Genomic DNA, 14,566 nt, shown 5'->3' with positions numbered 1-14,566 from the left:
AACAACAAATTGGCCTCTATTGTGCCTCAGGCGACCGGCAGGAGAAAGTATAAAGCTCGACAAGCCAGCCCGCATATCCGATCATTTGTCTTTTTGATGTGTTCAGGCAGTACCATTGAATAACAAATTAACAATTCAACAGCCGGGCCCTTTGGTGCCGCGCAAGGGCAATGCTTTCAGTCGCTGGCTGGGTCGCAGTGTACTTGGAGTCATGGGCTGGAAACTTGACGGTGAGTTTCCAAACCTCAGTCGGTTTGTGGCTTGTGTAGCCCCCCATACCTCAAACTGGGATTTCGTAATTGGCCTGGCCACCGTATTTGCCTTGGGTCTTAAAGTTTCATTTCTGGGTAAGCACAGTTTGTTTATCGGGCCCTTTGGCTGGTGGCTGCGGCATATGGGTGGGATAGCTGTCGACAGGCGAGCCTCTCATGGCGTTGTACAACAGGTGTGTGAACGGATTGCCGCCGAACCGACTATTCTGGCGGTGGCGCCGGAGGGTACCCGGAAAAAAGTGAAACGCTGGAAAACCGGGTTCTTAAATATCGCCAGAAATTCGGATATTCCCGTGTTGCTTATCTATTTTGATTATAAGCACAAAGTGATCGGATTTGGGCCTTTGCACAAAATCGGCGATGATATAGACGCCGAGATGGCTAAAATAAGAGCGTTTTACGCCAATATTTATGCCAGGCATCCTGAAAAGGCATGATCAGAGCCTGCTGGCACTGAGATCCAAGACTGAAAATTATCGCAATAATGATTAGAGTCTGTTTATCTTTGTTCATGATTTATGCGTTCGGCAATTTCTTAGCCAGACAATCGCAAGTGAACGGAGTTTGGTGGGCCCAAATGAGTGAATTTGTGGGCAGTATGGCTAAGAAATGGCCAACGCCCAAGGGCTGGGGCCAAAATGGTCCATCGCTGTGTTGTCGCTGACTTATTTGGATTGCCAAACGTCGCCAGCGACGCCTTGCGCTAGACCATTTTGACCGCCAGCATAAACTATGAACAAAGATAAACAGACTCTAGATTGACTAAGGGGAACACGTTGGATTTTAAAGGTTTTACCACCAGATTGGTGCATGCAGACCGTTTGCTGAATAAGCCCGAGGACGGCGCTGTGCATCAGGCCACCACCAACTCGGTGTTGTTTGAATACCCGCAGGTTGAAGATCTGGTGGATGTGTTTCAGGGGCGTCAGAATGGCCATGCCTATTCGAGGCAGTCATCGGCTTCCATTAATGCGTTGCAGAACATTCTTGCCGATATGGAAGGGGGCGTGGCGGCTCTGACTTTTGCCACTGGCATGGCGGCCATCACTACTACCCTGCTGACATTGTTACGTCAGGGCGATCATTTAATCTTAAGCCAGTTTTTATTCGGCAATACCAACAGTTTTGCCGACACACTCCGTGGCCTGGGTATTGAAGTCTCGCTGGTGGATGTGACCGATGTGACCAAAGTGGAAGCGGCGATCCAGGACAATACCAAAGCAGTGTATCTGGAGACCATCGCCAATCCGGTGACACAGGTGGCTGATCTGCAGGCTATCGGTGAGTTGTGCGAGCAGAACAAACTGGTGTATATGGTGGATAACACCATGACCCCGGCCTTTTTGTTTGATGCCAAGGCGGCCAAGGCCTCGCTGCTGATGGGCTCGCTGACCAAGTATGTTGCCGGCCACGGTCATGTGTTGGGCGGCGCGGTGATCGATACCGGTCTGTATGACTGGCAGCAGTTTGTCAATATTAATCCAGCCTATAAATCTCAGCCGCCAGAGCTTTGGGGTATTACGCAAATCAAGAAAAAAGGCCTGCGGGATATGGGCGGTTGCCTGACTCCCGATTCGGCTCATTTGATTTCTGTGGGGCTTGAAACCCTGGCGCTGAGAATGGAAAAGTGTTGTAACAATGCCCTTAAGCTGGCCACGTTTCTGGCCAGTCACGACAAGGTGGACAAGGTTTACTACCCGGGCCTGTCAGATCACCCACAACACCAGCTTTCACGGCAGCTGTTTAAATACTATGGCGGTATCCTGAGTGTCGATCTTAAGCCTGATCTGGATTGCTTTGCATTTTTAAACAAGCTCAGACTGGTGCTTAACGCCACTCATCTGGGCGATACCCGTACTCTGGCGATCCCGGTGGCGCACACCATTTATTATGAAATGGGTGCTGAGCAGCGTGCGAAGATGGCCATCAGTGATAATATGATCCGCCTCAGCGTGGGTATTGAAGATATCGAAGATGTGATTGACGACTTTAAACAGGCTCTGGATGCGATTTAATCCGCTTATTCAGGCATACTGGTTATAAAGGAGTTGCGTTAAAGGAGCACTGATGGCGGAGATTAATACCATACTGCTGTTTGTCGGCGCCTTGCTGGTGCTGAGCATTCTTGCCAGTGTGCTGTCTGACCGTCTGGGCGCTCCTTTGCTGCTGATATTCCTGATTATGGGGATGTTGGCCGGGGAAGAGGGCATAGGCGGTATTGAGTTTCACAGCCCCGAGCTGAGTTTCCTGATTGGCTCTGCGGCGTTGGCGATTATTCTTTTCGACGGTGGTATGCGCACCCGTAAAGAGCGCTTCCGGGTGGCATTATGGCCCGCTATCAGCCTGGCCACAGTTGGCGTGGCACTGACCTGTTCACTGACCGCCGCCGGCGCGGTGTATTTCTTCGGCTTGCCCTGGCCCACAGCGCTGCTAATTGGTGCCATTTTAAGTTCTACCGATGCCGCTGCGGTATTTGGGATTTTTCAGTCCCGGGGGGTGGTGCTCAAACAGCGGGTTGCCTCGACCCTGGAAATTGAATCCGGTACCAACGATCCCATGGCCGTGATCCTGACCATGGCCCTGACCGGGGCACTGGTATCCGGTGCTGAATTACATCTGCTGCCACTGGCGCTGGATGTGGCCTGGCAGATGTTGGTGGGTCTGGCTGCGGGCTGGCTCGGCGGTAAAGGTTTTGTGCTGCTGGCCCACAGGGTGCCCTTAAGTTTCAGTTTCCTGCCAATACTGGCAGCAGCCAGCGCCATTTTTGTTTTTGCCATGACCAGCCATATCAACGGCAGTGGTTTTCTGGCCGTTTACCTGATGGGCTATCTGATTGGAAATGCCAGGTTGCCTCATCTGATGCATATTCTGCAGGTGCAGGATGGTCTGACCTGGCTGGGGCAGATCATGATGTTCCTGATCCTCGGTTTACTGGTTACTCCGTCTAACCTGATCGCCCATGCGCCCCTGGCCATATCTGTGGCGTTGGTGCTGATTTTTATCGCCCGCCCGGTGGCGGTGCTGGTGTGTCTGCTGCCATTTTCCTTTCCCTGGCGAGAACAGCTGTTTATCAGCTGGGTCGGCCTGCGCGGCGCGGTACCTATTATTCTGGCGCTGTATCCCTGGTTATCGGGCCTGGACGACCAGGAACTGTACTTTGACGTGGCCTTTTTTGTGGTACTGATCTCGCTGTTTATTCAGGGCTGGACCATGAGCCCCATTGCCCGCTGGCTGGGACTGGAGGTGCCGGAAACACCTCATCCACGGGAGCGTGTACCGCTTGAGAGTATCGCCAGTGCCGATCCCCTTGAGGTGATGTCTTTTCCCATCACTCCTGATGTGCCTGCCTTTGAACACAAATGGTTTGAGCTCAATTTCAGCGCGGATATCGCTTATGCCGGTGTGATTCGTGAGCAGATCTGGTTACCACCGGATCCTGACAGCCGGTTACTGGAAGGGGATATTCTGCTGGTACTGGCAAAAGTCGAAGACATGGACAGCATCAGCCGGGTGCTGGCAGCAAGCGGGGAGGGCAGGAAGCTCAAAGAAAGCGAATTCTTTGGTGATTTCAGTCTGCATGGCGATCTGACGCTGACCGAAGTGAATAATTTCTATCCATTGGGTCATCTGGCAGAGAAAGTCGCCAACCTCAGTCTGGCCGATTATTTCAGTCTGAAATACCACCGCCGTGTGGTTATCGGTGACAGTTTGCGTCTGGGTCAGGTGATACTGACCGTGCGTGAACTGGATGATAAAGGCAGGATCCTCAGTCTTGGTATCAGAGGGGCATAACAAAACGGCCAGCGAAGCTGGCCGTTTTTACTGTATTTCAATGATGCGCGGATTATTCAAATCCCAACGTAATCTGCCCGCGTATCTCTCCATCCGGGAAGGCATCGGTGTGGAAGTTTGTATACAGACCGCTGGCCTGCATTAACGCCATCTGATCCGAATCAAGGGTGGCATCCAGAGTCCATAAACCGGCCTCGGGATTTTCCAGTGCTACCACCACAGGGCCATTTTCACCGGCATCACCGACGTGAATATGCCCGGCATTGGGGGTAATGTCTGACAGATTCAGGATGGCTTTGATGGTCATGGTGCTGGTATTTAAGGTGATTGCACCAACGCCACTGGCATCCGTATCCGCAGGCGGTACTTCCTGCTGGCCGTTAGCGACTACACCATACACCTCAATATTGGCCGGTGTGATCTGGCCGCGCAATTCACCACCCGGGTTGGCCGGTGTATGCACATTGACATAATGTCCGCCTTCGAGCAGCTGTGCGGCATTAGCCTCATCGAGCATGGCACCGGCAGGAGTCATCCACACATTGACATTGTCAGGGTGCTGTTCCAGCGCCACATAGACCGGACCATTCTCACCGGCAAAGCCGGCATGAATGTGAGCCATGCTGGCGTCCTCAACGCCGGAGGTTACCGCCACCAGTTTCACCGCCAGCGTATCCACATCAAGGGTGGCATAACCACTACCAGTGGCCATGGTATCAACCTGAGGAATTTCCTGACTGCCACTTAGCGGGAAGGTCACCATGGAGATACCATCGGCCAGGATCTGACCCCTGACTTCGCCATCGGGGTTGTCATCTGTGTGCACATTCAGATACCACTGTCCGTCTTTCAGTGCGCTGACCTGATTATCCAGCAGGTTGGTGGGTGCCAGGGTATAGGTATTTTCAGAGGTTTCCGTCAGCGGAAATGCAACCGGGCCATTCATACCAATGTCACCGGCATGAACATGCACTCCGGTGACATTGTCCACATCAGACGTGTCGACACTGACTGCAAACAGACGATTATTCTCATCCAGTGACACCGTTGCGGTGGCACTGGCATCCGTCATTACCGCAGGCACTTCCTGAGCACCGGTTAAGCTGACACTGAAGGTTTCTGTTGTCAGGAGCATCACCGGCTCCGGCACACTGTCATCCAGTACCACTGCCTGAAGCGGTAATCCGCCACCAACAGCATCCATGGCAATGGCGCTGACTACATCACCGGCTGCCAGATCCACCATCAGCGGCCCGATAGCAGCATCTTTACTGCCTGCAGGGGTAATAGTGACATAGTAAATACCGGCTTCCAGTTGCACATAGCCAGTATTGGCCAAATCATCCGGGGTGTAGGGGATGTCGGCAAAGGCCGGGTCAGCATCGCTGATATCATCGGTGGCGGTCACATAGATATCCACATCACCGGCTGTCGGAGAGTTATGGATTAACCGCACTTTGGCAGCAGTGGCCAGTGAACGGTTATCGTCGGCTAAAAGTGCCAGATTAATATCTGCCAGATTATTGGTGGCGATGGCGGTATAGCTCATACCTGTTTCAGGACTGACCGCAATATCATCCAGCGCTACCACAGTGTTATCCGCATCGGCGACGACATCCACCAGCAAATCCTCAGCCGGAACCGGCAGATAATCTGTGGCATTGGGGTAACTCAGACCATCGAGCTGATAATGGATTGGTGCGTCGGCATTGTTGACCAGCACATCAACCGCTGGCGCATCCGGACTGCCATGTACCACCCGCAGATTGGCACCGGTGGTGGCATCCCAGATTTTTGCAGAGCCTTCACCATCGGCCGCGAGTAGGGTCACAGGAGACGTTCCTGCACCGACATTAGTGGTGGCTGCAATCATTAAATCGGCACCATCGGCCAGACTCACAGTACCCGAATCGTAGACCACATCCTGGGTGCCGGCAGGTGTCAGGCGAATCCGATAATCACCGGCAGCCACCTCTGTCTGTCCGGTAAACTCTGTGAATGACAGGGTAGCCAGGGCCTGAGCACTACTTAAGTCATCACCCGGTGCGGTCACATAGATATCTACCATAGGCGCATCAGGCGCAGCATGAACAACCTGAACCCTGGCGCTGCCACTGGTAACATCGGTAACGGCATTCTCGATGATCAGTGGTTCGATAGTCTCTACCGTACCAATAGCCAGTACCTCATAACTGGTTTCACCGGCTAAATCCAAATCCACCGGGCCGATCACAGCGGTGCTGCTTTGATCCGGTAAAATCGCATCCACCTGAACAGAATAGCTACCTTCTTCCAGAGTTATCCAGGGAGAGGATATCTGATAGTCTACGTTTTCCAGACCGGCCAGTATTTCACCTTCGGCAAGGATATTAACGCCGGGGGCATCTGAAACCGCGTGAGTAACCCGTACAAAAGTGTCAGCTGCTGCAGGCGGTGGCGCAGGCGCTGGCTCGGGAGTGGGCAGTGTGTCACTATCACTTTCCAGCCAGCAGCCGGACAGTAATACTGTTACGCTTGAGACCGCAAAGAGTTGCGTGATCCCTTTCATGGTTATCTCCTCGTTTTTGTTAGTGCAATTTCGACTACGGGGAGGGCTGTGGAGGGGATCACATTTATTTAACAGATCCTGAAAATGGACACCTCAATAAAATAGAACTATTCCGCCAATTTATTGCGATTTTATTTCTTTTAAATCGGATTAAACTTCGTTTATAGCAATCAGCTAAACCATTTATAACGGAGGCGATACGATGAAAAATGTTCTGGTAATTAACAGCAGCCTTAACGGCAGTGCCGGCAATTCCAATCAACTGACAGAAAAGTTTGTCAGTCAGTTGCAACAGCAACAGGATATCAGAGTAACTCAGCGGGATCTTGATGGTGCCAATTTGCCGCACTTAAGTGGTGAAGAGATGCAGGCATGGATGACAGACATTGCTCAGCGCAACGAGCAGCAACAGCAACTCGCAGCATTGTCTGACCAGCTTATCGAAGAAGTACAGCAAAGCGATATTCTGGTGATCGGCATGCCTATGTACAACTTCGGCGTACCATCAGTATTCAAGGCCTGGATTGATCGCATCGCCCGCGCCGGAATCACGTTCAGATATACAGAAAAGGGTCCACAGGGGCTGGTCAAGGGCAAAAAAGTATACATTCTTGCGGCCCGGGGCGGCATCTATGACGGTACTGAAAAAGACAGTCAGAGTCAGTATCTTAAAGACGTGCTGGCTTTTATGGGCATGTCTGATGTGGAGTTCGTGTATGCAGAGGGCCTGGCCATGGGCGAAGAGTCAGCAAAGAAAGGTTTTGCTCAGGCAAATGAAAAAATTTTTGAACTTATCGAAAATCAGCTTGCCTGAATAAGTGCAGTGAGCGAGGGTTTTTAATCCTTGCAAAAGTGTGTTCCTAGTTGAGTGTGCTCTTAGGCCCCACCACCCGGTGGGGCTTTTTTTATGTCCAGGGATGGACGGTATGCCGGGGTGGTAGGGAACATTCCCCGGCGATGTCCAGGGGCTGGGGACGCCAGAAAAATGCTGAGCATTTTCAGTGACCAGCGCGAAGGCATGGATGCCGCAGCTGGACTTTTGATAAGGGCAGGGTGCCTGATTCAAAAGGACGGTATGCCGGAAATGTCGGGAACGTTTTCCCGGCGATGTCTATGGATCGACTAGGTTGGATTTTAGCCCAACAGCGATGCTCAATTTCAACGCCGGTGTCGGAATACATTCCATCCTTAAAGCCTGCCCCGCACTTGATTCGGGGGTCGCGATACGATACATCCCTGTATCCGCTTTTTGACCTACAGATCGCTTGCCAGGGTTTTTTCAAGCGTCGCTATAAAATCCTCATCCTGAGGTTTAGTAAATGAGCTGTAGGATTCCACCACCTCGCCTTTGGCATTAACCAGATACTTGTAGAAATTCCACTTCACCGATGTGCCGGCTTTCTCCGTCAGCATACGGTACAGCGGGTCGGCATCATCGCCTCTGACCGGCATGGGTTCAAACATCGGAAACTGTACCCCATAGGTCAGCTCACATAACTCCGCGGTCTTGGCCTCGTCTTCATCTTCCTGATTAAAATCGTGGGAAGGGAAACCCAGTACCACAAAGTCTTTGTCTTTATAGTCTGAGTAAAGCTTTTCAAGACCTTCAAACTGCTCAGTAAAACCGCAATAGCTGGCGGTATTCACAAACAACAGGGTTTTACCCTGAAAGCTCTCACACAGATTGACGGTTTCCTGAGAGTTGAGTTTGCGCTTTACAAATTTAAGCAGGTCAGGGCACTGATTGGCGCTGGCACTTCCTGCCACCAAACTGAAAAACAGGGCAATAAAACGTTTTTTCATGGGACTACCTTAAAGTTTAGGGTAAAAGTATGTTCGGACTTTACGCTAATTAGTGCAACAAAGATCAGCGCAAATTTGCGCGGCTTATTGAGTTTGCGCTTTAATGGGCGGGATTACTGATGCCAATTGAGGAATAACAAGAATGCTGAAAAGCTCAAAAACGTTACTGGTGCTGATGATCACGGCGGGCCTGAGTGCCTGTGCCGCTACTCAGACGCCACAAAGCAGCGCAACACAGGAAACAGCCTCCCCACCGAAAAAAACCATCGAGGCAGCCAAACCCCAGAGCGCATCCGGTGATACCATCACTCTGGAACAGATTATGGCCGATCCTGACTGGCTTGGCAGACAACCCGAGTCGCCTTTCTGGGGGCTGGATAGTGTAACGGTTCGTTATCTGCGCAAGCAGCAGGGCTCGCCGGTACGGGATATCTGGCAGACCAGTGTCGCTGAAGGCGGTAATGGCAGCCCGGTTGAGTTGGCGGAGTACCATCTGGCAAACAACCAACAACGGGTTTTTAATCAGGATCATACTAAGGTGGCCTGGTTGTTCGAAGGCAATCTGTTTGTAAAAGATCTTAACTCTGGTCAGGTAAGACAGCTTACCCGCACAGAAAGACCTAAACAGCAGCCGATGTTTTTGTTGGATGGCCGGATTGCGTATCAGAGTAACAACAGTATTCAGGCAATCGATCCCGACACAGGGCTGAGTCAGCAACTGGTGAGCTGGAAGTTTAGTGAAGCGCCACAGGCGCTCGAAGAGCCGGAAGATTATCTGGCCAGAAAACAGCTGAAACTGATTGAATATGTAGGTAAGGAACGTCAGGAGCGCAAGGCCAGGTTTGACCGGCAGCAGGCCCTCAGAGCAGGCAATGTCGGCATGGTGCCTGAATCTTTCTACTTTGATCCCGATTATGAAACGGTGCAGGCCAGTTTGTCACCTGACGGCCAGCGTCTGATTCTGGCGGTGCAGGAAGATCTTCCTGGTCGTGATGACGATGACATCATGCCCAACTACATTGGTGAAGATGGCCGCATCAAAACCGAGTCGGTCAGACGCAAGGTCGTGGATGCAGAACCCCGTAGTCAGGAACTCTGGTTGTTGGATCTGCAAAACCACAGTCAGAGCAAACTTGGCTATGAGACTCTGCCGGGATATAACGAAGATGTGCTGGCCAAAGTCAAACGTGAAAATGCCGAGGCCAAAGGTGAAACTTACACCACCAACAGGTTGCCCCGTGATATTGGTCTGATCACGGACTGGTACTGGACTCAGAGTGCCATAAACTGGCACAGCAATGGTCAGCAGGTGGCAGTGATGCTAAAAGCCTGGGATAACAAAGACCGCTGGATAGCCACAGTAGACTTCAGAAACAACAGCCTGGTCAGTGAACATCGACTCCATGATGACGCCTGGATTAACTACAAGTTCAACAGCTTTGGCTGGCTGAATAATTCTGAGACCCTGTATTTCTTGTCTGAACAGTCAGGCTATGCGCATCTTTACACCAAAACGCCAGGCGCCAAGGAGCTTTCCCTGACCTATGGTGATTATGAGGTGGACGATCTGACCCTGACCAGAGATGACAGTTACATCTACTTCCGTGCCAATATTAAGCATCCGGGCATTTACGAAGTCTATCGGGTCAATCTTGAGAATGGAGAAATCGAAGCCATGACGGATATGGGCGGTAATAATCAATATGTACTCAGCCCCGATGAGACCCAGTTATTGATTACCCATGGTACGGTGACGATGCCGGATGAGTTGTATGTACAAAAAGCGGAGATTGGTGCCCGGCCGTTAAAGCTCACCGATACAGTCAGCGAAGCGTTTAAGGCAATGCCCTGGTCAGCGCCGAAAATTGTACCAGTACCTTCCAGTCATACCGACAAGCCGATTTATTCCAAGGTGTATCTGCCTGAAGATTATCAGGCCGGTGAGCCCAGAAAGGCGGTAATTTTTAACCATGGTGCCGGTTACCTGCAAAACTCCCATCTGGGCTGGTCCGGCTATTTCCGTGAGTTTATGTTCCACAGCATGCTGGTGCAGCAAGGCTATGTGGTCATGGACATGGATTACCGCGCTTCACAGGGTTATGGTCGCGACTGGCGTACCGCTATTTACCGGCAGATGGGTACACCCGAAACCCAGGATCTGCAGGATGGCGTGAAGTGGCTGACTGAAAATGCCAATGTGGATCGCGAGGGGGTTTGCACTTACGGCGGTTCTTATGGCGGCTTTATGACTTTTATGGCCCTGTTTACTGCGCCGGATCTGTTCCAGTGCGGTGCGGCACTGCGCCCGGTGACGGACTGGGCTTATTACAATACGCCTTATACCAGTAATATCCTCAACACCCCACAGGTGGATGATCTGGCCTATACCCGCAGCTCACCTATCTACTATGCCGAAGGCCTGGAGAAACCGCTTTTAATCAACGCGCCTATGGTGGATGACAATGTGTTCTTCGTGGATGTGGTGCGCCTGGTGCAACGTCTGATTGAACTGGAAAAAACAGACAACTTTGAAACGGCCATTTATCCGGTGGAAGCCCATGGTTTCCGTCAGCCCAGCTCCTGGCTGGACGAATATCGCCGGATCTACAACTTGTTTGAAGAAAACCTCAATTAAAATCGGTATATATCAATAAAAAAGCCCCTGTAGCGCAAGTTACGGGGGCTTTTTTTATCAGCTATAGAGGTCTTAAAAGAAATTCACCACAGAGACACCCCGCACCTTTGCAATTTTAGATTAGAGGTATTTTCCTCAGGAAACAGCTTAAAAAAGGGCTGGGCAGGCAGAGGGCAAAGAGCACAGAGCATAGAAGGGGTCTTAAGATCTTCGCGTCTTTGCGTCTTTGCGCCTTTGCGAGATCAAATAAACAAAAGCAGGATGATCTCGCAAAGGCGCAGGGGCGCAAAGAAAAGCAATATTTTGTAAGCGCCAATTTATTGGACTTGTGTGGCTAACTGGCGCTGTCAGGCGAATAAATTCCATCCTTCGGTTCGCGAAGCAATACATCCTTGTATCCGCTTTCCATCCTTCGGTTCGCGAAACAATACATCCTTGTATCCGCTTTCGACCCTACAACCCTTCATCTCTGCGAGATAACAGCGTAGGCCGTATAGCGCGAAGCGGAATACGGGGCTATTTGTCGCGGTTGAAAGCTTTTTAACCACGAAAGGCACGAGAAAAACGAAAGGGATCCAAGTGCTTAATCACTCAAATCTCTGTGTTCTCCGTGCCTCTGTGGTTATTCATGCTGTTCATAAGGGTCGCTGGATGCCCGATAACGACACTCGGGCATGACCGGGTGTCATTCCCGCGAGCTTTTGGCGGGAATCCAGTGCCTTTGATGATGGTAAATTTACCGCGGAGACGCTGAGATCGCAGAGATTTTTATCTCTGTTCATTTTCACCTCCGCGTTCTCTGCGACTTTGCGGTAGAACGCTTTTAGGCCTAGCCGGTGTTGCGCATGCCTACGGCGATGCCGGCGATGGCCACCATCATGGCTCTTTCAAGCAACGGCCTGGCATCCTCCTGCGTGCGTACCCGGTGTAACAGCTCTATCTGAAGCATATGCAATGGCTCCAGATAACCTGCTCGGATCTGCATCGACTCTTTGCCCTGTGGATCCTGCTCCATGGAGCTGCTTTGTTTCATCAACTGGAGCAACAATGCCTGGCTATGGGCCAGTTCATCACGCAAACCTTTACCAAAGTGGCGCAGGTCGTCTGGCACCAGTCGCTTGTCATATTCCAGCGCGATCCGTGGCTCGGCTTTGGCAAACACCATATCCAGCATTGACAGGCGGGTTTTGAAAAACGGCCAGTGCTCGATCATCTGTTCCAGCATGTCCTGCTGACCATCCTGGATAGCGGTTTCCACTGCTTTCATCACACCCAGCCAGGAAGGCAGTACCATGCGGTTCTGCGCCCAGGCGAAGATCCATGGAATGGCACGCAGGCTTTCTACGCCACCATCCGGCTTGCGCTTCGAGGGGCGACTGCCCAGGGGCAGCTTGCCCAGCTCTTCTTCAGGTGTGGCCGCGCGGAAGTAGGGCACAAATTCAGGATCGTCCCTTACCACCTTGCGGTAATTATCCCGGCCTTCTGCAGCCATCGCCTTAATCAGCTCACGCCATTCGTCTTTGGGCGCGGGTGGTGGCAATAACATGCCTTCGAGAATGGCGCTGGCGTATAGTTTCAGGCTGCGCTTGGCCAGCGGCGGCATACCGAATTTGTAGCGTATGGTTTCTCCTTGCTCGGTAACCCGGAAACCGCCTTTGAGTGAACCAGGAGGCTGAGAGAGTATCGCTGCATGGGCGGGTAAGCCTCCACGACCGATGGTGCCGCCACGACCGTGAAACAGGGTCAGATTGACACCCATCTTATCGGTCAGGGCCACCAGTTTTTCCTGAGATTCATATTGGGCCCAGCCCGCAGCGAGGGCTCCGGCGTCTTTAGCCGAATCGGAGTAGCCGATCATGACAAACTGCTGGCTCTGGATATAACCCCGGTACCAGTCAATATCCAGCAGTTTTCCAATCACATCCGGGGCATTGTTGAGATCTTCCAGGGTCTCAAACAGCGGCGCCACCGGCATCGGCCAGTCAATGCCGGCCTCTTTGAGCAACAATTGTACGCTCAGAATGTCTGATGGCTGGCTGGCCATAGAGATAATATAAATACCAAAGCCTTGTTGATCGTTTTCTGCCAGCACCTTGCAGGTTTCCAACACTTCCCTGGCGTCATCAGAAGGTTGCCATTTGCGCGGCATCAAAGGACGTTTGGAGGCCAGTTCTCTTAACAGGAAAGACTGTTTATCTTCCTCGTTCCAGCTTAAATAATCACCGATACCCAGGTAGCGGGTCACTTCACTGAGTACCTGACTGTGACGCTCGGAATGCTGACGCACATCCAGTTTTAGCAGGTGGATGCCAAAGCAGTGGGCGCGACGTATGGTATCCAGCAATTCACTGTTGGCAACAATCTCCAGCCCGGTTTCTGCTAAGGAGCGGTAGCACAGCATCAGGGGCTCAAGCAATTCCTCCTGACGGCTGATCCAGACAGATTGATCGACCCGTTTGCCGGACAGGAAATCATCGATGCCATCATGGGTGGCCTGCAGTCTGTCGCGCAGTTGACGCAGCAAAAAACGATAAGGCTCACGATGTTCCCCGGCTTGTTCTCTGAGCTCGTCATTACAATCGCTCATCGACAGTTCAACCTGGAGCTTGTTGATATCCTGATAAAACAGTCTGGCAGCGGTTTTTCGCGCCAGCAGCAGCACTTTGGCAGTGACATCAGCGGTAACAAAAGGGTTGCCGTCGCGATCGCCTCCCATCCAGGATGAAAAGCGAATCGGGCTGGCATCCAGCGGCAAGCTTTCACTAAAGTGCTTTTTAAAGCTGGCATTCATTTCCCGCAGGCAGGCCGGAACGGCATCCCACAGGGAGTTTTCAATCACTGAAAAGCCCCACTGTGCTTCATCTACCGGAGTCGGACGGACAGAACGGATCTCCTCGGTGTGCCAGGCCTGACTGATCAGCGCCGCAATACGATTAAGCAAAGCTTTACGCTGATTTTCATCGGGTGCCTTACCATGAACGGCAGCCAGGCAGTTGGCCAGTTCGCTGTATTTATGTATCAGCGTGCGGCGGGTAACCTCGGTGGGATGAGCCGTCAGCACCAGATCAATTTTCAGTTGCTTCAGAGCGGTAGCAAAATCTGTTGCCGGAGTTTCGGATTGTTTCAGCTTACTGTGCAGCTCAGCCAGCGGATCATGATTATGTTGTGAGCTGTTATATTCCTGTTCGGCGATATTGGCCAGATTCAGAAACTGGGCAAAGGCGCGGCCGACGGTTAAAAGTTGCTCATCGTCGAGTTCACTGAACAGTTTCTGTAATGCCTGGGTGGCGGATTCGTCTCCCTGTGCTGAACTGCGGCCCTGTTTGCGAATGGTTTCAATACGCTCAAGCCACTGGTGACCCAGATGAGCTTCGATGGTTTCACCGAGAATGCTGCCGAGCTGGCGTACCGTATCCATCAACTGATGATCAATCGACTCTGTCATACTTTAACTCCTTCACGTTGGCCTTTCAGTACTTTATGTAATTTTATTACAATACTAGGATTCCGCTGTGA

The 14,566-nt window shown here is 51.7% G+C and carries 8 protein-coding genes; 5 read left to right on the top strand and 3 right to left on the bottom strand.

Annotated elements, in window-relative coordinates; genetic code table 11:
* Positions 1-115 precede the first annotated feature (115 nt).
* The 3 genes from AT746_RS10795 (at position 116) to AT746_RS10785 (ending at position 4,064) form a co-directional block, all read left to right on the top strand.
* Complete coding sequence (locus AT746_RS10795) at positions 116-709, top strand: lysophospholipid acyltransferase family protein (protein WP_062480188.1); 594 nt, start codon at positions 116-118, stop codon at positions 707-709.
* Between the two features lie 339 nt (positions 710-1,048).
* Positions 1,049-2,287, top strand: a complete 1,239-nt coding sequence (locus AT746_RS10790; protein WP_062480187.1) for a cystathionine gamma-synthase family protein — start codon at positions 1,049-1,051, stop codon at positions 2,285-2,287.
* Between the two features lie 52 nt (positions 2,288-2,339).
* Positions 2,340-4,064 carry a potassium/proton antiporter gene (locus tag AT746_RS10785; protein ID WP_062480185.1) on the top strand — a complete coding sequence of 575 codons (1,725 nt, stop codon included), beginning with the start codon at positions 2,340-2,342 and terminating at the stop codon, positions 4,062-4,064.
* 52 nt (positions 4,065-4,116) lie between these two features.
* On the opposite strand, the gene AT746_RS10780 is transcribed toward AT746_RS10785, so the two are convergent.
* Positions 4,117-6,612 carry a CHRD domain-containing protein gene (locus AT746_RS10780; RefSeq protein ID WP_062480183.1) on the bottom strand — a complete coding sequence of 832 codons (2,496 nt, stop codon included), beginning with the start codon at positions 6,610-6,612 and terminating at the stop codon, positions 4,117-4,119.
* Between the two features lie 202 nt (positions 6,613-6,814).
* Between AT746_RS10780 and AT746_RS10775 the strand changes: the two genes are divergently transcribed.
* The gene (locus AT746_RS10775; RefSeq protein ID WP_062480181.1) at positions 6,815-7,426 is read left to right on the top strand and encodes an FMN-dependent NADH-azoreductase; all 612 of its coding nucleotides are present in this window, start codon (positions 6,815-6,817) and stop codon (positions 7,424-7,426) included.
* Positions 7,427-7,866: 440 nt separating this feature from the next.
* On the opposite strand, the gene AT746_RS10770 is transcribed toward AT746_RS10775, so the two are convergent.
* A complete protein-coding gene (locus tag AT746_RS10770) occupies positions 7,867-8,415 on the bottom strand; it encodes a glutathione peroxidase (protein WP_062480179.1) in 549 nt (182 codons plus the stop codon).
* A gap of 142 nt (positions 8,416-8,557) precedes the next feature.
* Here AT746_RS10770 and AT746_RS10765 point away from each other — a divergent pair, with 142 nt between their 5' ends.
* The gene (locus AT746_RS10765) at positions 8,558-11,050 is read left to right on the top strand and encodes a prolyl oligopeptidase family serine peptidase (RefSeq protein ID WP_062480177.1); all 2,493 of its coding nucleotides are present in this window, start codon (positions 8,558-8,560) and stop codon (positions 11,048-11,050) included.
* 829 nt (positions 11,051-11,879) lie between these two features.
* Here AT746_RS10765 and ppc read toward each other — a convergent pair.
* Positions 11,880-14,495, bottom strand: coding sequence for a phosphoenolpyruvate carboxylase (ppc, locus tag AT746_RS10760; RefSeq protein ID WP_062480175.1), 2,616 nt, complete (start codon positions 14,493-14,495; stop codon positions 11,880-11,882).
* Positions 14,496-14,566: the final 71 nt, after the last annotated feature.

It is taken from the genome of Lacimicrobium alkaliphilum (assembly GCF_001466725.1).
Taxonomy (GTDB): Bacteria; Pseudomonadota; Gammaproteobacteria; order Enterobacterales; family Alteromonadaceae; genus Lacimicrobium; species Lacimicrobium alkaliphilum_B.
This window is presented reverse-complemented; position numbering and strand designations above follow the sequence as displayed.